The following is a 21,399-nucleotide window of genomic DNA, read 5'->3' on the forward strand; positions in this document are numbered from 1 at the left end:
CCCCGGCGCTAAGGCTGGCGGGGCCACGTAGCTCTGATTAGGTGATGGTGTCATAGATCGGCACGAAGCCGAGGGAGGTTCCGTTGGAATCGAAGATCTGGAACTTCTTTACCACCGCGCCCGGCGTCGTTCCAGCCGTCGAGTTACCGATAGCGAACGTCTTGCCGTTAGCTATGCGCAGATTCGAGTTTGCGATGATCGGGTTTGTCCCCTTAGCCCGCAGGTTTAGGGTCACGTTCGCCGCGGAACCTTTTGCGTCCACCCACGCATCCCCCGTGCCGAGCGCACCGAGTTGCAGGTAAGCGGCGGGCGGGCCGACAAATGCATCAGACGGTACTACTAGGCCTGTGTTCACGCCCGAGTTGCTGATGTTCGTTGTCAGCGCCGAGAAGTTGAGCCCCGCTAGCTGCGTGTTTCGGGCGTTGGTGGTGATCTGGATGCCGGTGCCGCCCGTTCCGTGACCTACAAATTCGCAGGCCATTGCAACATTTCCGTCACCTGCAGGTGGCGACGGGTACAGCGCCGGGTTGCCGTCGAAGATGAGTCCGATAGCGTTACCCGTCAACTCAAAGGCGCATTGCAGGATCTGCGAGGCATACCCCTTGGTGCGGATACCCACTGCGTTGGCGGTCGCGTCGATCTTTATCCCGTGGATACGCATCGGGGCGGAGTGCCCATCGAGGTCGATGGCGTAGTTAGCGCAGGCGTTGAAGTCGCCGCCTCGGACATTACCCGATGACCCGACAGAACCAAGGATGCCGGTGTTGCAGGACCAGAACGAGCAGTCAGTCACGTCCCACCATGAGCAGTCCCCGCCCGTGCCGACCTCACCCGAGTCGAACTGCACGCCGATGGCCGCGTTCTTGAAGTTCACGCGGCGGAAGCTGACGCGGTTGGTATTGCGGACGTAGACCAGCCTGACCGTGTGCAGCCCAGTGGTGTTGTCCCCGAGGATCAGATGCTCAAAGGTAGGGCCGGTCTGATTGACCTGGGAGCCAGGGTTGATGGTGAACAGGGTCATCCCAGCCGTGCCGGCATAGATACTGGAGCCGGGTGCGTTGGTAGCGTCCTCGCTGTTGCCGATTGAGCCGGCACCAAGCAGTCGGATGCCGCGCAGCAGCGTGAGTCCAGTCAGGCACTTGTAGTGCCCAGGCGGAAAGTAGACGGTACCGCCCGCCGTGCCCGTGTAGGTGAGAGTCTGGTCGATGGAATCGAGCGCCGCCTGGATGGCCGGCGAATCATCACTGGCCCGGTCGCCTTTCGCGCCGAAGTCCTTGACGTTCACGAAAATCTCGCCCTTACGAATGGGCGCCTTGTCGCCGACGAGCGCGGGGGCATAAGTGGCATTAAGTGCCGTCTTTGCTGGGCCGTCCGTGGTCACTGCCTGGGCGATAGCCTCAGCCGTGGGCAGGACGTTGGAGCCGTCGAGGCCCTTGTCGCCCTTGTCGCCCTTTGCACCGGGCGCGCCCTTCACGTTGCCAGCATCGACGGTCCCACCGTCAGCCTTGGTCAGGATCAGCTTGCCAGCCCCGTCAACAGCCGCCGCTGTCACGGTCTGGGCAGCAGCGGTAGCAGCAGTGTTGGCTGCGCTCTGCGCTGCCGTAACAGCCTGCACAGCCTCATCCCGCAAGCCCTTGTACGAGTTGAAGTAACCCTCGAACCCGCCCGACTTCCACAGCGTCTGCGGAACCGTGGCGACACGTGGCGGCAGGAACCCGTTCGCGTTCGACGGGAGCGGGTTGGGTAGTGGCGAACCGGTGGGGTCCTTGAGCGCCAGCAGCGTGGTGCCGGCAGTGTCGGACGGGTCATAGATCGACACCATGCCGTTGGCCACCACGTTGGCCGGGTTCAGTGGGTCCACCACAAGATCCATGTCGTATGGGTAGTCAGTCACAGGGCCCTCCTTGGGCACTAAAAAAGCGCCCTGTGAGAGGCGCTGCGGGTTTGGGCGGAAAGGTTAGGCGCGGTGGTCCGGGCCTTCTACGCGGTCCAGAGACTGGGCTGCGATACGGGCAGCTTCCGCGGACGTGGAGGAAGGTGGGTTCACGGGGGTGACGGGCGTGTATGTGGGCGTCTTAGCCGATCCGAGCACAGCGCGGGTCAACCAGTCAGGCAGACGGGGCTCCAGCCACCGCCAGAACGCGTACCAGGCGCCGATGATTACCGCGGTGAGGATCGGGAGGATGATGTCCGCCACGCCCAGCAGGTGGGCTTCCAGCGGCGCGAGGAGTGGGGCGACACCGAGGAGCCACGCCACGAGGCTGCCCCACAGGGCCGGGACCAAGGTGCGGAGGATGGAGGTCAGCAGCACGGCTTAGCCTTCCTTGATTGTGACGGTGGTGGTTTCCGTGGTCTCGATGGAGTCGATGGCGGACTTCACGCCAGCCTCCGCCGCCGCCTGGACACCGGCCAAAAGCTTTGCCTCATCGAAGGATTCACCCTTGGACACGTTGGCCAGGGCTGAGATGAGGTTGTTGATTTGGGCGTTCTGGGAGGCGACTTCCTGCCGGAGGGGGACGAGCTGCTGCCGAACAATCCGGTCAGTCATCGCCCCGAGCGTGGTGGAGGCGTACTCGCCGCGGCCAAGCTCGTGGTTGTGGATCATGGGCATGCCGGGGCCGCCCCATACTGCCGCGTGAAGTTCTGCTGGTGTTGCCATTTCGTCCCACTCCTTCTTGGTAGTGCTGCCTGATTGGGTGACGCTCCCCGCGTAGGAGAGGTTGCTGATGTATCGGTTAGGGTCCACACGCCCGTAGAACGGTGCGTCGTCCACGTCGAACGGTGCCAGGACAAGGTCAAAGTGCAGGTGCTTGCCGAAGCTGAACCCGGTAGCTCCTACCGTGCCGATCCGCTGCCCGGCCGTGACCCACTGGCCCGCCTTCACCCAGACTTCTTCCTGATGTCCGTAGCCGGTGAGCGCGACTGGGACGCCGTTCTCGTAGTGCTGGATGATGGTGTAGTTCCCGGCCGAGGAGTCCTGATTGTCGGACCGGTTGAAGTCGATGTTGACGTACATGATGTTCGGCCATGCGAGGCCGCGGGAGTCGCCGGCGAACAACACCTTCCCGTCCGCTGCGGCGTAGACCTCCGGAAAGATTTCCCGGCCGTTGCTGTAGGCGTAGTCCTGCCCGGCGTGGGGGTTCCCGTCCGGCTGCCGGTTGGCGAAAGGCTGGGTGATGTGGCCGCGGGACGGCCTAACGAATTGGATCATGGTGTTCCCCCAACGGGTGGTGTGATTTGGTTGCGGCACTGGCCGCCGTCTGAGGTGGCGCCGTCCGTGTAGGTGATGGTCCAGCGGCCGTCGTCTCCACAGAACGCGGAATTGATGCCGCGGCCGGGCTCGCCTTGAGGCCCGGAAGCGCCGTCAGCGCCAGCGGGGCCGGGCGGGCCAGGTGGACCCCGGGTGGAGGAGTCAGTACCGGGGGTGCCCGCGGGTCCGGGCGGGCCAGATGCGCCCATCGGTCCAGTAGGCCCAACAGGCCCCATCGGCCCAATAGGCCCGGGTGGACCCTCCGCGCCGTTGACGCCGCTAGCACCAGCCAAGCCGAGCATCCCAGCCAAGCCCATATCGCCCTTGTCGCCCTTCGGCCCCGCAGGCCCTTGGAAGCCCTGCTCACCACGAGGCCCCGGGACGCCTTGAACACCCTGCGGACCGGCCAGTGCACCGCCCGGTTCGGACGCTACCTGTTCTGCTTTCCGGCAAATGTTGGACCCGGCCGGGGTCTGCTGAAAGTCAGCGGTTTTGCAGGCGTCATCGAACTCCTGCGCAAGGTTTTGCTTCTCCTGCTGCTGCTCGATACCGTACGCTTTGTTTGCCTCCGCAAGGTGCGCGTTATCGTTCGCCAGCCACACCGCCACAGCTACAGCGCCGAAAAGGATGATGGACAGGAGAGCGAGGCCCAGCATCGTCCACTTCGCCGTCCGTCTGGAACGGGCAGCTTCCTCCTTCGCGGCCTGCAAAGCCACATCAAACTCACTCATACAGACTCCTCCGGCCATTCAGCGGGTAACGGGTCAATACCATTAGCGATCAACTGGTCCCGCCACTTACCCGCGGTAGACCGGAGTTTCGCGTAACGCTGCTCAACGGCGGCAGCCAAAGCCTTCGCCTCCGACGCTTGGGTTTTCAGTAGTTCTTCCACTGCCGCCTCCCGCCGTTCCCGCTTCCGGTCCATCCGGTCGATGATGTACTTTGCACCGGCCCCGAGGACCCCGAGGGCGCCGACAATGGCTGTGATGATTCCGGCGTCCACACGTCTAGCCCTCCCTGGATGGGTGCTGCTTTACCAGCCGACGACAGTGACAAACATGGAGATGGAGCCGTAACCGTTGGCCCAGCCGGACCCGTCCAGTCGGCGGGCGCGGAACCGGATCCGGGTGGTGTTGTAGTCCTGCACCACGGGCACGAACATGAACGCCTCAGTGGGGTGGAATCCGGTCAGTTGGACCCCTGAGATTCCAGCAAAATTTGGCAGACCGTTTACGCCGAATCTGAGCTCCCCATAACCGTTCACGTCAGTGCCTGAGACGGCGGTGATGAGGGCTGGGCCGAATGGCCGCCACGGCACATCCGCTGGCTTCCCAACCGTGGATTCAATCTGAGATGACTGCCGCCACTCCGGGGTATCGTTGGCGCCCACAACCCGGATCCAGTCAGAGCCGTTGATCCATATCCGCGTGCCCACGGAGTTGAGGTAGGTCCGGACAAGGTCACTGACCGCGACGAGGCCGCCGCCGTCACCCACCCAGGTCCGCAGGTCAATGATGCTGGTCGGCTGCGTCTGCCCGGCCGTGACCTGCACCAGGGCGAGGGGCTGGTCATGGATGCCGGGGCCGGAGAGTCGGCCACCGGGGATCACCGCGGTTGCCCCGCCGTTGACCTTGGTGAACTGGGAGACTCCGGCGGTGGGGGTGGGGTCGCGGCGGCAGGCGATCAGATCCCAACGGGACCCGGAGGTGATCGCGTCCAGCTGGATCGTATCGTTCGCTACCGTCTTGTCGATCACACCCCTGCCCAGGCCCCGGCCAGCGGCGATAGATACCGTGCGGTCAGCACCCGAAACGGCGGATACCTTCCAGTCGGTGGGGGATCGGACGGCATAGGACGCTTGCCCGATGGCTGGAAACATGTCGTGCCACACCGACTCCGAGATGCCTTCTCCGGGTTTGGTGTCGTATCCGTAGGAAATGAAGTCAACTGCCATCTATCGGCGCTCCTGGTTGCGTAGGCCCTTAGCGAGGGCTTTGAAAAGATTGGCGGTTTTCCGCTCTGGCTGGTTGGTGATTTCCCCGAGGACGGGGTCCACGGTGGCGAAGTTCTTGGCCTTCCACACAAGGGTGGTTTCCTTGACTACCTCGGTTAGGACGATGCCCTCGATGACCCTGACGGGGGCGCGGTCGCCTACGTGGAAGCCGCCGGGCCCGTACTGGAAGATCCCGGACCCAGCCAGGGTGATGGCCACCCCGTTGGTGGGTCCGAACTCGTCCATGGTTTCCTGCCCGCGGGCGTCCATGGTCACGGACGCTACGGCGCCGGTGTCCGGGTCGTCCTTCGCGTCCCGGGCGTCCCGGAACGTCTCGGCCCGCATCCCGTAGGCTGCTTCCCGGGCAGCGTCGGTGAGGTACCGGAAGGTCCGCTCTGTGCCTTCGCCGGGGCCTCCGACGATGACGCGTGAGGCGCGGGGCCGGGACCTGGTCATCGTGACCTGCTTGAGCGTCCTGCCGCCCACAGACAGGGTGTGCGGGTGGGTTTCCGGTTCGTACACGTCCAGCACCAGGGATGCCCCGATCTGCCGGACGGTGACCCCCAGCCCGGCCTCCGTGACCGCGGGGAAGAGCTGGTCATAGAGTGGGTGCATCCGCAGCGGGACCCCGCCCGGGACCATGATGCCGCGGTTCAGGTTCGGCGCTACCGTCAGCCCGGGCACGCCGAGACGGGTCACCCCGTTCTCGGTGACGGCCGTTTTGACGATGGTCTCCGCGTTCCCGGTGTAGGTACGGTACTCTGCCGCGCCCTGCCCTGTGATCCCGGCGGTGGGGACGGGGAAGCCGGCGATTTCCTTGAGTACCCGGAAGTCGTCCTCCACATAGACCGTGTAGGTGTCGTTCTTCCCGCCGTTCGCCTCAATCTCCTCCCGGATGATCGGCCCGGAGAGAAGGTGCTCACCCTTGAAGGTGACCTTCAGCCGGGCGCCGTCTGCCATGAGCGCCTGCACCCGTTTGTGGTTCAGGGGCAGGGACATGGTGAGGGTGGAGACCTCGTTGTGTTTGATCGTGGCTGTAAGGCTTGTGGGGTTCCCGATGGGGCACTGGTACACCCGGTCCTTGTCGTAGACCGAGATGCGGAAGGCACTCACCAGGGCCTCCTGTACAGGGACGGCAGCAGGGCCTCCACTACGCCGGAGCCCATCAGGGCCAGGGACAGCGGAACCTGTTTGCCGGCGGGGATCGGTGCGAAGTCCACCTCCCCGAGATCCTTGGTCTTATCCACCGGGTTGAGCAGGTCCACACCGATCACCCGGGCGGACGGCTTCATACGTTCCTTGGGGTCCAGTGCCAGCTGCTCCGGGCTGATGTCATACATGGTGGCGCCGAGATCATCCAGCGCCGGGTCTGACTCGATCACCAAGCACTTCCCTTCCGGGGTAGTGAACGGGACCGTCACGACAACCCCGCCCACACCCACCTCCGCATAGGTCACTTCGCCGTCGATGAACCACCGGGCGAAGGACTCCACGTCCCCGAGGTTGTCTATCGCGGCGTTCTCCACCGAGTACCCGGAGATAAGGTTGACGAGGTGCGGGCCGTCCGGCTCGAAGAACGGTTCCGGCGGCGGTGGGGCCTTGAAGGACTGCACCTCCGGCTCGCCCTCCCAGTACGGCTGTTCCGCCACCAGGGTGATGTTGTAGTTATCCCAGCCCGTCTTGATCGGGTTCTTCGTCCTGGTGTGGTCCCCGTCGTCCCGGAACCTGAGCCGCAAGGAGCGTTTCGCGCCGTCCGGGTGGATGATTTCCCACACCCCGGTGTCTTCCGGGTCCATGCCCGCCCAGAACGCCCGGTCCCGCAGCATCCACGCGGTGGAACCTTCGTTGGAGTAGATCCGCAGCGGCCAGAACACCTCCCGGTCAAGGACCGAGACGCCCTCATGCCGTGACCCGGCCACCGCCGGCGAACTCGAGGAGTGCCGTTCGGTGGTGATCGTGCCGAGGCCCCTCACGCCCGGGCGAAGGAACACTCCCGTCCGCCGGTCAGTGAGGGGCCAAGTAACACCCTTGGCCGTCCACGTCATCGGCATCCCGGACCAGGCCGGGGCCGGGTCTGCGGGGACCACCGAAGGAGCCCCATAAATAATGCCTGCCAATGTGGCTCCTTCGGGTTAGTCAGCGAGAGAGTTGAGCAGGTCCATGGCGCGGGCTTTATCCCGACGCATGACCGTTTCAGGGTCCTCGCCCATGTACTGGTACGTCGGTGAGTAGGTCACCCCGGCGGATGCGTTCCCCACGGCCAACTTGTGGATGTCAGCCCACTGCTGATCCGAGAGGACAGCGTCCGGTTTGGACTTGTTGTGTTGGACGAGCTGCGGTCCGCCGGTGTTCTCCAGCCAGCCGCCGCCGTCGTACACGGTCGGTGCCACACCCATGGTGGAGCCCTTGGCGTTCTTGTCGGTCCCGGACTGCCCGGTGACGAAAGCCACCGCGCCGTCCAGGATCTTCTTGCCCGCCCCGATAGCGAGATCCGCGATGAACCCGGCAGCCGGGAACGCCTCTTTGAACTTGCCAAGGAGGCCTTCCACGATCCCGCCGAGGGGGTTCCAGGGTGTGCCGCCGGAGGGGATGTCTCCGCCGCCTTCGAGGTACCCGGCAGGGTTGACGTAGTTCGGCCAGCCGCCTTTGAGGACCATGTAGTGGAGGTGGTTGCCCGTGGAGTTACCCGTGGTGCCCACCCCGCCGATCCGGGTCCCGGCCTTGACCATGTCGCCCAGCTTCACCGCGAACGATGACAGGTGCGAGTACCAGGTCTGGAGCCCGTTCGGGTGATCCACATGGACTTCGTTGCCGCCGCCGCCGGAGGACCAGCCGGCCATGGACACCCGTCCGGGGCCGGCAGCGCGTACCGGCGTCCCGGCGGCTGCCGCGAAGTCGATACCGTTGTGCACGCCACCGGCGCGGGGGCCGTACCCGCTGGACACCGGAGCGCCCGGGAGCGGGTGGATAAGGCCACCTTCAGCCCTGCCGGGGTGGAACCCGTTCGCCAGGAGGTTACGGACAGCCCCGATGCCGCGGTTACCCGCAGCGTTGAGCGTGTCAATGAAGCCCCTGCCGGCGCCCCGGACAACCTCCGGGACCAGGACACCCTCACCGGGACGCATGGGAGTGAGGACGGTGTCACGCTTCCGCGCCTCGTACCCGGGCAGCACGCCGCCACGGGAGAACCCGGAAGGCAGTTTGACGTGGTCCATGGGGTCCAAGCCCATGATCTTGCCGATACCGTTCAACCCGTCGATCAGGCCCTCGTTGATGACCTTGTTGATGACGAACCGGACCGGGACCTTAGCGATTTCCTGGAGCTTTTCCCACTGTGTCTTGATTATCCCGATGCCGAACTTAGAAGCCTCCGGCAGGGTTTCGTTGATGAACTTGTGGAAGGTGTCCAGGTGGGGTTTGACGTGCTTTTCCCACATGAGCCGGGTGGCCAGGCTGATCTTGTCCCAGTTCAAGAGGATCAGCGCAGCGAGCCCCACCACGGCGGCGATAACCCAGGCGATGGGGCCCAGCGCGATAACCCACGCCAGAGCCATCCGGGCGCCGTGAATTAGTGCCTGTGCGCTCATGAGAGCCCAGGCACCAACCACGATGACGCGCTGTACTGCCATGGCCGCGCTGAAGATCCCGGCGGCGATTGTGGCGGCAGTGAATACGCCGATCAGGATTCCCATGGCGGTGGGGCTGCCGGCGATCAGGACCAGCAGCGGTGACAGGAACTCGATAACTCCTGCCATGCCGTCCGCCATGAACGTCAGCACCTGCACCAGGGCCGGACCGATGACCTCAGCGATGGGAGCTGAGGCCTCCAACAGGCGCCCGAAGGCCGCTGCCATGCCGGGAAGGTGCGGGGCCGTAGCCTCAACACCCACCTGCAGACCCTCCATAAAGGTGGTCAGCCCGGCACCGAAGGCAGGGTCAGACAGTGCAGTGAACACGCCGCCCAGGAAGGTGCCCGCGATCAGGCCGCCCAGCCGCAGGAACTCTGCCATAGCAGGGGCCCCGCGCACAAAGGCCTCACCGATAGGCCCAAGAGCTGCCAGCAGCCCCTGCGCACCCTTCTCCGCGCCGGAGAAGATGGTGGCCATGGTGGCCTGGAAGACCGGGCCTTGCATGATGGCTTCGACGTTGCGGAGGGCGGCAGCCATCCCGCTAAGGGTGGCGACAGCCCCACCGGCCTCCGCCGCCTTGTTCAGTGCGGAGAAGATCCCGGACACGGAACCGGCGATGGACCAGAGGTCCTTCATCCCGCGGATGCCGTCTTCAATCCACCGGTCCAGGCTCCCGTCAGCGGCGGCAGCCTGGATAAAACCGTCGAACCGGCCGGCGGCGTCAGCGATGGACTGGGCAAGGCGCGGCATGTACTTCATGCCCACCACACCCAGGGTGGTAAAGGACGCGACTAGCGGGGTGATGCCCGTGTTGAGGATCGCGGTGCTGTCAGCCACGCCCATCAGTAGGGACTCAAGGACCCCGCCGCCCAGCGCCCGCTCAAGGGACCCCATGAACAGTTGCGCCCCGGACCCTAGGGCGGAGGCGATAGCCCCCACACCGGCGGCCAGCTGCGGCATCACAGATCCGGACAGGCTCAGCAGTGGCGCGGCGAACCCCTTGAAGAAGTTCTCCTGCGCGATCCGCCGGATACCGCCCAGCTGCTCCTTGACCTGGAGAAGAGCGCCAACAGCTTCGCGTGCCGAGGGGGTGAGCTTGTCCATTGCCTCAGTGGACTTCGCCCCTGCCTGTTGCGCGGCGTCGGCCTGCTGCATCTGGACGCGCTCAAGGTTCCGGTGTGCTTGCTCCACGGCGCGGGCAGCGTCAACCTGAGCCTTCTCAGCTTGCTTCGTGGCGTCGGTGATGGCCTGCTGTGCGTCAGCGACACGCCGGGCGCCTTCCTGCTCCTGCTTCACAGCATCGGCTTGGGCATCCTTACGGTTCTGGACCGCGTCGCCATGGTCCTGCCGGGCGTCAGCGAGCCGCTGCTCCGCCTTCAACACCTTCTCGGTGTTCGCGTCTGATACCGGCAGGGCCTTGGCCTCAGCCAGTTCCTTTTCCGCTTCCAGAAGGTCGCGGGCGGCCTTTACTTCATCCCGTTCGGCCATAACAACGGCTTTAGCGGCAGCTTGTTGCGCTTCTGCGTTAGCCGTGACGATGTCCATGAGGGCGCGTTTAGCATCAGCAACCCGGCGGGCGGAGTTCTCCTGCGCTTCCGCCGCGTTTTCCTCAGCCATCGTGATGGCCAGCATGGCGTCTTCCACGGCCATGGCTGCCAGCCGTGGGTTAGGCCCGGCAAGTGCGGTGGAGGCATCCAGTGCGCTCTTGAGTGCGTCCCCGACGCCGGAGAACGCAGTGATCAGCACCCCGGCGCCGGCGCCTACGGCCATCAGACCGGCAGGGACCAGCGCTGCGACGCCCGCGAGTGAGGAGAGGGACGCGGCGAACGTGACCGCGTTACCGGCCCCGGCCACCATGGCTGCCCCGGCAGCACCCACAGCGGGCGTGATGGCGGACAGGCCACCAGTGACGCCCAGGAACGCCTGGGTGAATGCCCGGCCGCCGCGTGAACCGGCCCGGGCGACGTTCTGGGACATCTTCTCGTAGTCGACGCTGATGCGGTTGGTGCTGCGTGAGACGGTGTCAGCCAGCCGCTCCTGCGCCTGCTGGAGGGTGCGGGTGGAGCGTGCGGTGTTATCCTGCGCGTCCTGGACCCGGCGGTGGGCCGAGGCCAGCCGGTCCTGCGCACGGATAACCTGCTCCGAGTCCGCGGCGTGCTTGCTGCGGGCGGAAGCGAGGGAAGCCTCAGCAGCCGCTACCTTCGCGGTCGCGTCCTCTTCCCGCCGCTTCGCCTTCGCAATGTTCGCTGACGCGCTCTCTACCGCGGCCTCGTACTTCTTGACCTGCGCCTGCATCTTGTCCGTGGAGGCCTGGCCCGCCTTCGCGGTGTCCGCCATGCCCTTCTGCACCCGGCCCAGAGAGAACAGTGCCGGCTTCTCGTTCAGGCTGATAACGCCGGACAGTTCACCGAGGGACAGGGCCACGGGTGCCTCCTATTTAGTTACGGGTTTCGGCGGGTTCAGTGCCAGCCCGATACGGGTCAAGGGCATCTGGGCCCCGTCCGGCATGAACCCGGGCGGTTTGTTGATGAGCCCCATGACGCGCACGGCGAACCAGCGCCACGAACGCTCCCGCAGGATGCCGGAGGAGAGGTCTATTCCGAGATCTTGGAAGTCTGCTTCGATGGCGTTCCAGTGGGTGAGGATTTCGCGCCACGTGCGGCCGTTCCGGTTGCCTTGCGGGTACTCGTAGTACTCGCTGAGGCCCGTTTCCGGGTTGTAGTTGCCGCGGCCGTAGATGTCCGGGTCGCCGTTCGGCGCTGTTCCCGGTTCTGCGCTGGCGCTTTTCCCCCCGTGCGCCACATCTCTTGGGCGACGTCGAGGGATTGGGTGGTCCACACGAACACGACGGAGGAGACGAACTGGATGCCCTTGTAGGAGATGCCGTCCTCCACGAGCTCCTGGTAGACCGGGCCGAGGATGGTGGTGAAGAAGTCCGGTTCGTCCTCGTCGGAGACGAGTTCGATGTCTTTGGTGGTGATGTCTTCGCCGGACGCGGCTTTGAGCCCGACGCTGAGGAGGTTCTGGAGCCGGAGGCCGGTGGCGGCGTCCACGGCTGGGACCCGGTATTCCTTGCCGTTGATGGGCAGGAGCAGGGCCGGGTTGAAGAAGTCGTCGAGTTCTTTGAGGTCAGTGATTTCGGGCATGGTGGTCTCCAGGGGTTGTCGGTCGGGGGGTTCCAAGGGTGTGCAATGTGGTGCATTGGGGGCCGTGGCCGCCTGCCCTTGGAAACAGGCGGCCACGGGGTCTGGTGGGGCTACGGGGTGACGACGGGAGTGTAATCTTCCAGCTCACCGCGGCCGGAGAGGGTGAACTCCGCCTTGGTCAGGTCGGTGCGGGATCCGCCGCCTTCGGTGAAGGTCGCATCAGCAACACCGGTGTAACCGGTCGTCGCGCCCTTCTTGATGACGCGGAAGTGCACGTAACCGTCCTCAGCGACACCGCGGCCGGCGGTGCGCAGGATCTCCTGGCCCGGGTCAACGGTGGCGGTAGCGCGGGGCACCTTCACCGTGCCGCTGATCTCGTAATCGAGGCCGGTGGCGGTCTGGGAACCCCAGGCGCCGGAGTCGAAGTCCGAGTCATCCTCAAGGCTCTTGGAGACGCCCGGGGGAGTGAAGTCGGTGATGCCGTACACGCGGGTGTAGGAGGCGGGTTCTGCGCCGGTGGTGTACGCGGCGACTTCAAGGGTCCAGTCGGAAACAAGTCCGGGAGTGATGGCCATGGTTCTAGTCCTGTCTGTTCGGACCCTCGCGGGTCAAAGTGATGTAGTAGTTGGCGGTGTGTTCGGGCCTGTTGCTGCCGTCCTGCCCCAGGTAGGCGCCGGACTTGAGTTCCACGAGGACGATGGGGACACCGGCCCAGGTGATGCCGCTGAGCCCGTCCAGGGCGTCTTCCGCCCGGTCCAGGATGTCCTTGTCTTCGGTCCGGTTCCCGGGCTTCCCCCGGATCCGGAGCTGCAGGCCCATGACCACGTCCGGTCCCTCGCTGGAGACCGGGTAGAGGGTCAGTGCGATGGCTTTGTCCGGGGCGGAGGGGAGGACATCCACGGCGATGGCCGTGTCAGTCGCAGCCCAGGGGCTCGTCCACTTCGCCACACCCTGGGATTGGAGGTACTGGCCGATGGAGGACAAGAGGCTGATGCGGAACCCTGCGGCGCCGTAGGCGATAGCCATTTAGAGCTCCCCCCTGATCGTCATGGCCACGATGTCCCGGACCGTGTCGATCTCTGCGTTGATGGCGTTCTCCAGGTACTTCGGTTCCCGGCCGGCGTCGTGCTTCAGCCCGAACGTTTCGTGCTGGTACACGGCATAGGGGGTGTCAAAGGTGACAGCCACCTTGAGGTTGGCCGGGTCGGTGGAGACGGCCCCGGACTCCTCCAGGATGTGCTCCTCAATGGGGACCCGCCGCTTCGCCTCACCGAGCACGTGCTCCCCTGCGAGGGCGAGACCGCGGGCGGCTTCATCGTGGAACTCCTTGACCAGCTTCTTGTCCAGCTTCAGCTTCCATGAACTGCCCTTATCAGCCATGGGGCCTCCTAGGTCAGGGTCACGGCGATATGGTCCGGAAGGTCCAGGGGGCCGCTGTCCGCTGTTTTGCAGAGGATGACGGTCGCGGTCCGGTCCGTAAGGTGCACGAGGGATTCGGGCTTGAAGAGGTCCTTGTGTTCCTTGCCGGTGTAGAACGTTGATTCGGACACCACCTGATCGCCGGCGGCCGAGCGGACCAACTGCCGGGAGTCATCCAAGAACCCCGGGACAGGGTCCGAGAGCGTGGTGTGGACATTCCCGAAGGGGTCCTCTCCGCCATGGGTTTCAACCCTGACTGTGTGGACCATGAACTCCTCAAAGTCCTCGATCACAGCAGTTGCACCGTCCCGCCCAACAGGCCCGCGTCTGCGAGGAGGTAGTAAGCGTCCGGAGCGAGAACCCCAACCGCTTCCACCTTCGCCGCCGTCGCGCCCTGCTCATAGGTGATTGAGGCGCCGCCGATGGACTTGGACGCGGCAGCCGGCTTCACACCAGCAGCCCCAAGGGTCGGGTCTACCCCTAGGTCCGCCCAGAACTTGACCTGTGCGCACACAGCCTCACGGAACGCTTGCCGCAGAGCCGTGTCAGTCGGATACCCGTCCGCGTCCGTGGCGTACCGGGCGGACCGGGTCTCCGCCCGAATAGTGGACGAAGCGGAGCGGAGGAGGGCCGCCGCGTTGCTCGGGGCGGTTGCTGGTTCCATCCATGCGGATAGTTCAGCTTCGGTGGCGTAGAGCTTCACGGCGGCCTCCTACTTATTCGGCGGTGACGTTGGTGACGGCCTCGCGGATTTCATCGCGGGAGAGGTCCTCGAGGGACTCCTCAGGGATGCCGATGGACAGCGCGTAGGCGCGCCAATCAGCCTTGGATGCATTCCCTGCCGGAGCGGTAGGGGCTGCGGTGGGGTCGGTGACGTGTTCGGTCTCAGCCTTGTCCTGCTTGGCGATGTCGTCCACGTGCACGTCTCCGGGCTTGACCGGGCGGACACCTTCGGAGGCGTGGATCTCCGGGGCGATCACTTCCGGGCCGTGGGGGTTGGCCTCGCCCGCGTTCGTGGGAACGAGGTAGTCCTCCGGCTTCGGGTCAACTGCAGCGTCTCGCAGTGCCGTGCCGAGCTGCTGCAGACCGTCGACGTCGCGGGGGTCCACGAGCTCCGGCGCTGCCGGGGGTGTGGCTTCGCTGTCGAGGCCGTAGCCGGCGCCCTGCAGGTACAGCCGCACACCCGCGGGAAGGTCTCCGTCGTGGTCGGCTACGCCTTCCTTGAATTGGAGAGTGGTGGATCCGTACGCCGAGGTTCCGGTGTACGTCTTGTCTGGGCTGGTGATTTTCATGCTGCCCTCCTAGGGCTGTAGTCCGGAGCCGGGCCACCCGTGGGCAGCCCGGCGCCGGTCGTACTGGTCAGAGGTTAGGCAACCTTGATGTTGCGGAAGACACCCGCGGCCTTGGTCTTCTTGAGGACCACGGCGGCCGGGCCGAGCTCAGCCTCACCGGTCTTCACAGCACCGGCGGTGGAGAAGTCCGGCATCCAGTTGCGGACCAGGGAGCCCGTGGTGGACACTGCGTGGAAGCCGTCCAGGCCAAAGCGGACCGCGTACAGGTCACCGAGGCCGGTGATGGAACCGCCGGCGCCGCCGCCGTCAGCGTCACGGGCAGCAGTTGCGAGGACGTCCGTGTTGGAGCCGTCCTTGGTGCCCGGGTCGATGAGCGGGATGCCGTTGTACGAGCCCACGGTGCGGCCGAAGGCGTCCGTGGTCTTCTCGTACTGGTCAGCCCACATGGCCAGGCGCTTGAACATGGACAGGACCTTCTTGGGGCCGTAGATGGCGTCCGGAGTCTGGTCCAGAAGCGACAGCCAAGCGTCGATCTGCTCGATCTCTGCGATGGCCTCAGCCTTGGTGTCCACCGTGGTCCAGTCGCGGTAGCCCGTGCTGGTGCCGTTGGTCAGCGGCAGGTACTCCGTGGTGGTGCCGGTCAGGATCTTGGACAGTCCGTCGAAGCCGTTGGCGTCCACCGCGGTGTCACCGTTGAAGACGGCGTCGTTGAACTTCGCCGACGTGGCCTTCAGGAGTTCGCGCATCTGGAACGCGGTCTCACGGGCCTGCCCGATGCTGTCCAGGACACGGTCAATCTGGAACGAGCCGCCGAGGGGCTTCAGGTCCACGGAAGCGCGGACCTTGGTGGCTTCCTGCGGAGCGTACTCGGAGTTGATCGCACGGAACGACGCGCCGCGCTGGGTCAGCTGCCGGGTGTACGAGTAGGTGAGGGTCGCGCCTCCACCTGCGGGGGAGACAGCCTCATCGAACGTGATGCGGTTGAGGATGTCGTTGGACTTCTGGAACTCATCGATGATCTGGACATCGACGGCGTCAGTGACGTTGAGCTTCGCCTGGGCGAGTGTTACGGGCATTGCATGCTCCTAAGGGGTTAGCGGGCCATCTTTTTGGCGATGGCGTCTTCGAGGGTGGTGGGTTTCGCAGGCTGTTCCCCGGTCCCGCCGGTGAAGTCGCCGCCGCTCGTGCCGGCCGCCCGGGCCGCCTTGAGCTTGGGGTTGTCTTTGACTGCGTCCTGGATGGCCTTTTCGATGGCCTTCGTGTCGGACGGGTCAATGTCTCCGAGCTTCGCCAGGAAGCCGCGGGAGTCTAGGAGGGCGTCAGCGTCGGCGCCGTGTTTTCCGGCTGCTTTGTAGACGGCCAGTTCGGTCTTGGCCTGTTTGGCTTCGGCCTGCTGCTCGGTGAGGGAGCGGGTGAGAGCGTCCGGGTCTGGCTTCTCGCCGCCCTTGGCGTCGGGGTTGAGCGCCTTGGTGATGGCGTCCAGGGTCTTCTTGGCTACCCGTTCGTCACCGTCAGCCTTGCGGAGGTCGTTGATGATCTTCTGAGCGCCTGCGGGCAGGGACTCCACCTTGCCGTCCCACTCAGTGGGCTTCGGGTCCTCCGCCGGCTTGGGGTCACCCTGCGGGGCGGGATCACCGGCCGGGGCCGGGTCACCAGCAGGGTCTCCAGCGGGATCGCCTGCGCCTGCTTCCATGACGGCGTCCCCGAAGGCCAGCCGGTGGTGTGCCAGGAGGGCCTCGACGCCGCCCGGGGCGTATGGATCGATACCGTGGATTGTGCGCTTCTTGCTCATGCTGCCCTCCAAGTGGCATAGAAAAAGCCACCGCAGGAAGCAGTGGCGTGGAATTGGTTAGAGTTCTTCTGGTGTGTGGGCCAACAGGTGGTTCACCATGAACTCAGATTGGGGAAATGGCTATGGGTTACACGGTCAAATTGTCGGACGGGTCAGAACCGTTCGCCAACGACAAAGAGGGCGCTTACAACATCACGAGCAGCGGTGTCTTGCAGCTCATCGATACCCGTGACGCTACTTCCTCGAAATGGAAAGTCGTGAAGGAATACGCTCCCCACGCATGGGTAGACGTTCACGGTATTCGTCACGTCTCTTCGACGGACGCCCTGAGCGGTAAAGGTGGCCGGTTCACCAACGGGAACTTCTACAGCTAACGGACGGTCAGCGATGTCCGGTAGCTGAGGTTCTTTCGGCCGTGGTCTTCGCGCCAAGCTTTGAACTCTTCTTGCTTGGCGCGGAGCTTCGCCCGGGCCTGTGCCGCGTTGTTACCACCGAACTCGTCAGCGATGGCCACCTGCCGCTTTAGCTCCCGGATGCGCCGCTCATAGGCCCGCTGCTGCTGCCGGAGAGCGTCACCCTCAGGGTCTGCGGTGTCCGTTTCGGGGCCCTTGGTGATGCCCGGAAGGTAGATGCTGTGTGAGTGGCGGCAGTTCGGGTGGTAGAGGCCGCGGGCTTTCGCTTCAGCGAGGGAGGCCATCACCGTGTTGCCGTCCCGGAGCTGCCCGGTGGTCTGCCCGGACAGGGAAAGGACCTTGCCCTCAAACGGCCGGCAGATCTCACACTCCTCGGGCGCGTTGGACACGATGACGGTGTCCACGCCGAGTTCCCGGATTCTGTCCGTGTGGCCCTGCAGCATGGCCTTCGAGGTGGAAGTTCTGGCCGCCATCTCGGCGTAGGAGACCATGTTCCAGTTCCGGCCGCTGTTGTCCCGGAACCCGTTGATCCCTGCCTTGCCGAGGCGTTCCAGGATGATCCCGGACGCTTCCCGCCTCGTGACCACACCAAGGGCAGCCTGCGCGACTGCCTGGCGGACCACCTGCTGGTAGATGTCATTCACGGCCCGGACTATCTGGAGCCTCATGGGCCGCAGCAGTTCGAGCATGTCCGAAACGATGGCAGTTACCGCGCCGGTGGGCTGCACCTCCGCGAAAGCCCCATGGATCAGACCCGCCCTGGTCAGGTCACCGCCGGCAGTTGCTATGCCGCGGTTGTAGGCGAGCCCCACAGCCTCCTCAACGGCGCCGGGGACTCCTTGCTGGAGGCGGGCGATGATCCCGTCCGTTTGTGCGCGGAGGGCCTGGATGTTGCGGAGCTTCCGTTCCGCCCACTCAGGCCCATCCTTGCCGTCTGCCAGTGCCTTAGCGATCTTCTGGAGGAGGAGGGTTTCAGCTTCTGCGAACTGTTCCCTCAGCCCTTTCGCCAGGGTCGTGGCATCATCCGGGCGGATCGCCATGCGAGCATCCTAACTGGTGAACGAATCTGAGAGGTTGTTCCCGTTCTCGCCCACGGCGTCAGGGTCAGCGAGTTCTCCAAGGTTGAAGTCCGCACGGATGCGTTCCACTTCCTCGTCCACCGCTGTCTGATCCCAGTCCGGGTTACGGCGCTTCACCCGCTCCTCGATGGAGGCGGACTGGCTGCTGTAGTCCAGCTGGTTCTGACGGGCAACTGCCTCAGCGTCTTCCGCGACACCGTCCGTGAAGTCCACCCGCACAGGGTAGGGCGTCACGCCGGTGGTGAAGATCAGCGCGTCCACAGCGAGGGCCTTGGTGAGGATGCGTTCCATGGCCGGCTTGAGGCCGAGGATCTTCCGCTTCCTCGTGGTGTAGCTCGTCTGGGCTTTCGCTGCCACCTCGGTGGCCGTGACCGCAGCGCCGGAGGAGTCCTGCATCCCGAATGTTGCGGGGGAGTAGCCGGCGGCGGTGATGATGATGCGCCGGAAGTGGTCGATGGCGGTGAGGAAGTCCTCGGTGCGGATCTCGAACTGGACCTGCTCAATGGCCATCTTTGAGTCACCCATGGACGACGGGGCCGCCTTCACGGGGGTGAAGATGGACGTGTCCAGGTCGAAGCCCGTGCCCTTGCCGGCGCCGAGGTCCTGCAGCATGGACTCACCGACGATGAGGCGGCCCTTGCCGAGGCGGATGTCCCGCAGCCAGGAGGAGTAGAGCTCGTCCAGGGCGTCGAGCTTCTGCTCAATGCCTTCGAGGTCTGAGCGTCCGAGGTGCGCGCCCACCGGGTCATTCCTCCACAGGGCGGAGGGGGTGATGTTGGGTGCGTACTCTACGGCGAGACCCGGGGTGAGGGTGGAAAGGGTGTCCCCGTCGAGGAGGAGTTCCACGTTGCCGGGGGCTGCTAGCCATGCTGTGGCCTCGTGGGCATCGAACGTGGTCCGCTGGCCGAGCTTATCCACAGTGCCGACGTACAGGCCGTGGGAGATCATCCCGACGCCGTCAGCGTCTTTCCAGTGGTGCTCCAGGTGGCGGGTGACCTGCTGCCCCTCGGTCTTCACGGTCCGCCAGAAGGTGACGGTGTGGAGGCGGCCCCAGCGGAAGACCGGCCATGCCATGTCCGCGTCCACCTTGGTGATGAACACGTGCTCAGCGGTGGCCTTGTCCCACGTTGCGCGGAGGAACACGCCACCGAGCGCGGCGGAGATCTCCGCGCCGGCCACGACGGTCTGTTCGAACTCGGGCCCGGTGATGAGATCCAGGCGTTCCTGCGCTGCAGTGACCTTGTCCTCAGCGGTGCCCTCTTCGACATCAATGACCGCGGACGCCGGCTCAGAAAACAGGAGGTTAGCCGAGGTCCGGCAGATCTCCTGAGCCAGAGAGATGTGGATCGTGGACAGGTCCTGCTGGCCGGAGGTCTTCGCCCCGACAAACCATGTCCGAATGCGCTCCAGCAGGCCCGGGCGGCTGGTGGACTGGGCGTAGATGCTGGACAGGGTCGCCGTCTCGTTGCTGTACCAGGCGGCGTAGCTGCGGAGTCGGGGGAGGACGTTGCCAAGTTCCTTGGGCGGCCACGCGATGCCGTTGTCAGGCAGTGCCAATGTGGCCTCCTCAGGGGTTAGGCGGCGAGGTCCACGAGGGAACGCCAGTTCGTTTCGGTGGTCGTGACGACGTACCGCGCAGGGTCAATGGAGTCGTCGGCGGTCTTGATGGGCTTGTCTTCGCCGCGGGCCGTGGCCACGGGATCCCAGCTGTACCCCGGCATCTCTTGGATGAGGCCGGTGCAGCGGGAGGAGACCTTGAGCTTGCCGTTGGCCATAAGCGAGGACATAGTCCGGATGCCGTACAACACCTCGTTGTTCGCGGCGATGACGTTCCGGACACCCTGCGTGCCGAACTCCACATGGAGCGAGGCTGCGGCGGGGTCGATGATGACCCACTCAGGCTGCAGGGTGGAGGGGTGCGGCGTGTGCTGGACCGGCAGCCACTCCTTGATCGCCGTGGTGATGGTGGCATCGTTGAGGCGCATGGACCGGTCAGCGGCTTCGTACCGCCACTCGTCCACAAAGTACAGGACCCCGTCCACGCCGAGCCCCAGGATGATCGCTGAGGTGGCGTGCGTAGTGCCGTAGTCGATGCCGCAGCCGAAGTAGCGTTGCATGGGCGGGAGATCCTCCCACCGGACGACGTGCTCTTGTTCGTCCCAGAAGTCGAACACTGCGCCCTCAGCAGCCACCCACAAGCCCTCAATGAAGCGCTTGTAGAACAGACCGGTAAATTCGAGCTTCTTCTCCTCGATGTACTCCGGGGAGAGGCTGGGGTTGTCGTCCATGGTGAACCGCCACCGGGTCCAGTGGGGGAGCATGCCCTTGCCCTTGCCGATGCGGTCCAGGAACTTCTTTTTGAACCAGTGGGCGGGCCCGTCCGGGTTGGTGGTGCCGAAGAGTTGGGCGCCGGCGACGGACATGCGGCCGAGGAGTTGGGTGAAGAACTCCTCCGGGATGGTCGTGATCTCGTCCACCATGGCGCCGGCGACGGTGAGGCCGCGGAGGACCTTCTCGGACTTCGCGTCACTGGCTCCGAGGACGTGGACGAGGCGGCCGAAGATCTTGACCGTGGGGGCGCCGTAGTTGCCTACGACGTCGTCAGCGAGGGCCCCGAACAGGGTGTCATCCTGCAGGGGCCCGATCATGTTCCGCCACACGGAGTCCCTGGTCCGGCCCACCATGACGAGGGCGCCGGTCTTGGGGGCGGTGGCCACGAACATCATCCACCGGACTAGGGCGATGATGGTTTTCCCGGAACGGATGGACCCTTCGAGGATGTTGACCTTACGGTTGCTGCCCCTCAGGAAGTTCAGTTGTTTCGGGCTCACTGCTGGGAGCATTGGTGACCCCCAATTGTTCTGCGAGCCGGGAGAGCATGGATTGGGCTTCGGAGCGTTCGGGGACGGCGTCTACCTTTTCGAGGAGCATGGCTTTATCCAGGTAGACGGCGACGCTGGTGGCGAGGTTGCGTTCTTCACCGGCGGGGACAAAATCGAGGTCGCGGGGTGATTGCTGGCCGGGCCCGATGGGGACCAGGGCGGAAAACGTGGGCGCTTCGAGGCGGTTGAGGATGAACTCCGCCCGGTCATACATGCGCCCGACGAGTTTGGCGCGGCGGGCTTTGTTGTCCTGCGTCTTCGCCTCGGTCGCTGCTTTGACCCTGTCGGAGCGGGCGAAGGTGAGTCCGGCATCCCTGACGACGTTGCTTATCCAGGCTGTGGAATATCCGGTCTGCCGGGCGATGTCGTTGCGGCTGATGTCTTGGGCGTGGAGGGCGAGGACGATGTCTTTGTCCGCTTGTGTGCGTTTCGGGTTGGGCACAAGAGGTTAGTCACCGCCTTCGGGGTTTGGGATGGGTGGAGTGCTACACGGCTCGTCCGCGG

Annotated in this window: 23 protein-coding genes; 1 reads left to right on the top strand and 22 read right to left on the bottom strand. The window is 64.9% G+C overall.

What is annotated here, in order from left to right:
* Nucleotides 1–37: 37 nt before the first annotated feature.
* From AC5RVN_RS02270 to AC5RVN_RS02355, 18 genes are all read right to left on the bottom strand, one after another.
* Entirely contained in the window at nt 38–1,894 is a 1,857-nt protein-coding gene (locus AC5RVN_RS02270) for a glycosyl hydrolase family 28-related protein (protein WP_494136963.1), read from the bottom strand.
* A gap of 63 nt (nt 1,895–1,957) precedes the next feature.
* Nucleotides 1,958–2,311, bottom strand: coding sequence for a hypothetical protein (locus AC5RVN_RS02275; RefSeq protein ID WP_494136964.1), 354 nt, complete (start codon nt 2,309–2,311; stop codon nt 1,958–1,960).
* Nucleotides 2,312–2,314: 3 nt separating this feature from the next.
* Nucleotides 2,315–3,211 carry a M23 family metallopeptidase gene (locus AC5RVN_RS02280; RefSeq protein ID WP_494136965.1) on the bottom strand — a complete coding sequence of 299 codons (897 nt, stop codon included), beginning with the start codon at nt 3,209–3,211 and terminating at the stop codon, nt 2,315–2,317.
* Nucleotides 3,208–3,981 carry a hypothetical protein gene (locus AC5RVN_RS02285; protein ID WP_494136966.1) on the bottom strand — a complete coding sequence of 258 codons (774 nt, stop codon included), beginning with the start codon at nt 3,979–3,981 and terminating at the stop codon, nt 3,208–3,210. Before AC5RVN_RS02285 ends, AC5RVN_RS02280 begins: the two co-directional genes overlap by 4 nt.
* Nucleotides 3,978–4,253 (bottom strand): hypothetical protein, encoded by a 276-nt coding sequence (locus tag AC5RVN_RS02290; protein ID WP_494136967.1) that lies wholly within the window; start codon nt 4,251–4,253, stop codon nt 3,978–3,980. The genes AC5RVN_RS02285 and AC5RVN_RS02290 overlap by 4 nt, the downstream gene beginning before the upstream one ends.
* 30 nt (nt 4,254–4,283) lie before the next feature.
* Nucleotides 4,284–5,204 carry a hypothetical protein gene (locus tag AC5RVN_RS02295; protein WP_494136968.1) on the bottom strand — a complete coding sequence of 307 codons (921 nt, stop codon included), beginning with the start codon at nt 5,202–5,204 and terminating at the stop codon, nt 4,284–4,286.
* Nucleotides 5,205–6,356 carry a Gp37-like protein gene (locus AC5RVN_RS02300; protein WP_494136969.1) on the bottom strand — a complete coding sequence of 384 codons (1,152 nt, stop codon included), beginning with the start codon at nt 6,354–6,356 and terminating at the stop codon, nt 5,205–5,207. It abuts the gene before it with no gap.
* A complete protein-coding gene (locus AC5RVN_RS02305; RefSeq protein ID WP_494136970.1) occupies nt 6,353–7,360 on the bottom strand; it encodes a hypothetical protein in 1,008 nt (335 codons plus the stop codon). The genes AC5RVN_RS02300 and AC5RVN_RS02305 overlap by 4 nt, the downstream gene beginning before the upstream one ends.
* Nucleotides 7,361–7,375: 15 nt before the next feature.
* Nucleotides 7,376–11,296 carry a peptidoglycan DD-metalloendopeptidase family protein gene (locus AC5RVN_RS02310; protein WP_494136971.1) on the bottom strand — a complete coding sequence of 1,307 codons (3,921 nt, stop codon included), beginning with the start codon at nt 11,294–11,296 and terminating at the stop codon, nt 7,376–7,378.
* A gap of 170 nt (nt 11,297–11,466) precedes the next feature.
* The gene (locus AC5RVN_RS02315; protein ID WP_494136972.1) at nt 11,467–12,018 is read right to left on the bottom strand and encodes a DUF7426 family protein; all 552 of its coding nucleotides are present in this window, start codon (nt 12,016–12,018) and stop codon (nt 11,467–11,469) included.
* A 110-nt stretch (nt 12,019–12,128) separates the two neighbouring features.
* A complete protein-coding gene (locus AC5RVN_RS02320) occupies nt 12,129–12,593 on the bottom strand; it encodes a phage tail tube protein (RefSeq protein ID WP_494136973.1) in 465 nt (154 codons plus the stop codon).
* 4 nt (nt 12,594–12,597) lie between these two features.
* Nucleotides 12,598–13,044 (bottom strand): minor capsid protein, encoded by a 447-nt coding sequence (locus AC5RVN_RS02325; RefSeq protein WP_494136974.1) that lies wholly within the window; start codon nt 13,042–13,044, stop codon nt 12,598–12,600.
* Nucleotides 13,045–13,398: a hypothetical protein gene (locus AC5RVN_RS02330; protein ID WP_494136975.1), complete on the bottom strand. Its 354-nt coding sequence runs from the start codon at nt 13,396–13,398 to the stop codon at nt 13,045–13,047.
* A gap of 8 nt (nt 13,399–13,406) precedes the next feature.
* Nucleotides 13,407–13,706 carry a hypothetical protein gene (locus AC5RVN_RS02335; protein WP_494136976.1) on the bottom strand — a complete coding sequence of 100 codons (300 nt, stop codon included), beginning with the start codon at nt 13,704–13,706 and terminating at the stop codon, nt 13,407–13,409.
* A gap of 20 nt (nt 13,707–13,726) precedes the next feature.
* Complete coding sequence (locus tag AC5RVN_RS02340; RefSeq protein WP_494136977.1) at nt 13,727–14,140, bottom strand: hypothetical protein; 414 nt, start codon at nt 14,138–14,140, stop codon at nt 13,727–13,729.
* Between the two features lie 13 nt (nt 14,141–14,153).
* Nucleotides 14,154–14,729, bottom strand: a complete 576-nt coding sequence (locus AC5RVN_RS02345; protein WP_494136978.1) for a hypothetical protein — start codon at nt 14,727–14,729, stop codon at nt 14,154–14,156.
* 74 nt (nt 14,730–14,803) lie between these two features.
* Nucleotides 14,804–15,805 carry a major capsid protein gene (locus tag AC5RVN_RS02350; RefSeq protein ID WP_494136979.1) on the bottom strand — a complete coding sequence of 334 codons (1,002 nt, stop codon included), beginning with the start codon at nt 15,803–15,805 and terminating at the stop codon, nt 14,804–14,806.
* A gap of 17 nt (nt 15,806–15,822) precedes the next feature.
* Nucleotides 15,823–16,521 (bottom strand): hypothetical protein, encoded by a 699-nt coding sequence (locus AC5RVN_RS02355; protein WP_494136980.1) that lies wholly within the window; start codon nt 16,519–16,521, stop codon nt 15,823–15,825.
* A 116-nt stretch (nt 16,522–16,637) separates the two neighbouring features.
* On the opposite strand from AC5RVN_RS02355, the gene AC5RVN_RS02360 reads away from it, so the two are divergent.
* Entirely contained in the window at nt 16,638–16,895 is a 258-nt protein-coding gene (locus tag AC5RVN_RS02360; RefSeq protein WP_494136981.1) for a hypothetical protein, read from the top strand.
* On the opposite strand, the gene AC5RVN_RS02365 is transcribed toward AC5RVN_RS02360, so the two are convergent.
* Genes AC5RVN_RS02365 through AC5RVN_RS02380 form a run of 4 tightly spaced genes read right to left on the bottom strand, consistent with a single transcriptional unit; the run spans nt 16,892 to nt 21,337 of the window.
* Nucleotides 16,892–17,974, bottom strand: coding sequence for a phage minor capsid protein (locus AC5RVN_RS02365; RefSeq protein WP_494136982.1), 1,083 nt, complete (start codon nt 17,972–17,974; stop codon nt 16,892–16,894). The two genes, AC5RVN_RS02360 and AC5RVN_RS02365, sit on opposite strands and share 4 nt — an antisense overlap.
* Before the next feature lie 9 nt (nt 17,975–17,983).
* Nucleotides 17,984–19,570 (bottom strand): hypothetical protein, encoded by a 1,587-nt coding sequence (locus tag AC5RVN_RS02370; protein ID WP_494136983.1) that lies wholly within the window; start codon nt 19,568–19,570, stop codon nt 17,984–17,986.
* A gap of 17 nt (nt 19,571–19,587) precedes the next feature.
* Nucleotides 19,588–20,844 carry a PBSX family phage terminase large subunit gene (locus tag AC5RVN_RS02375; protein WP_494136984.1) on the bottom strand — a complete coding sequence of 419 codons (1,257 nt, stop codon included), beginning with the start codon at nt 20,842–20,844 and terminating at the stop codon, nt 19,588–19,590.
* A complete protein-coding gene (locus AC5RVN_RS02380; RefSeq protein WP_494136985.1) occupies nt 20,801–21,337 on the bottom strand; it encodes a hypothetical protein in 537 nt (178 codons plus the stop codon). Before AC5RVN_RS02380 ends, AC5RVN_RS02375 begins: the two co-directional genes overlap by 44 nt.
* Nucleotides 21,338–21,399 lie beyond the last annotated feature (62 nt).

The sequence above is a fragment of the Arthrobacter sp. sptzw32 genome, from assembly GCF_059089735.1.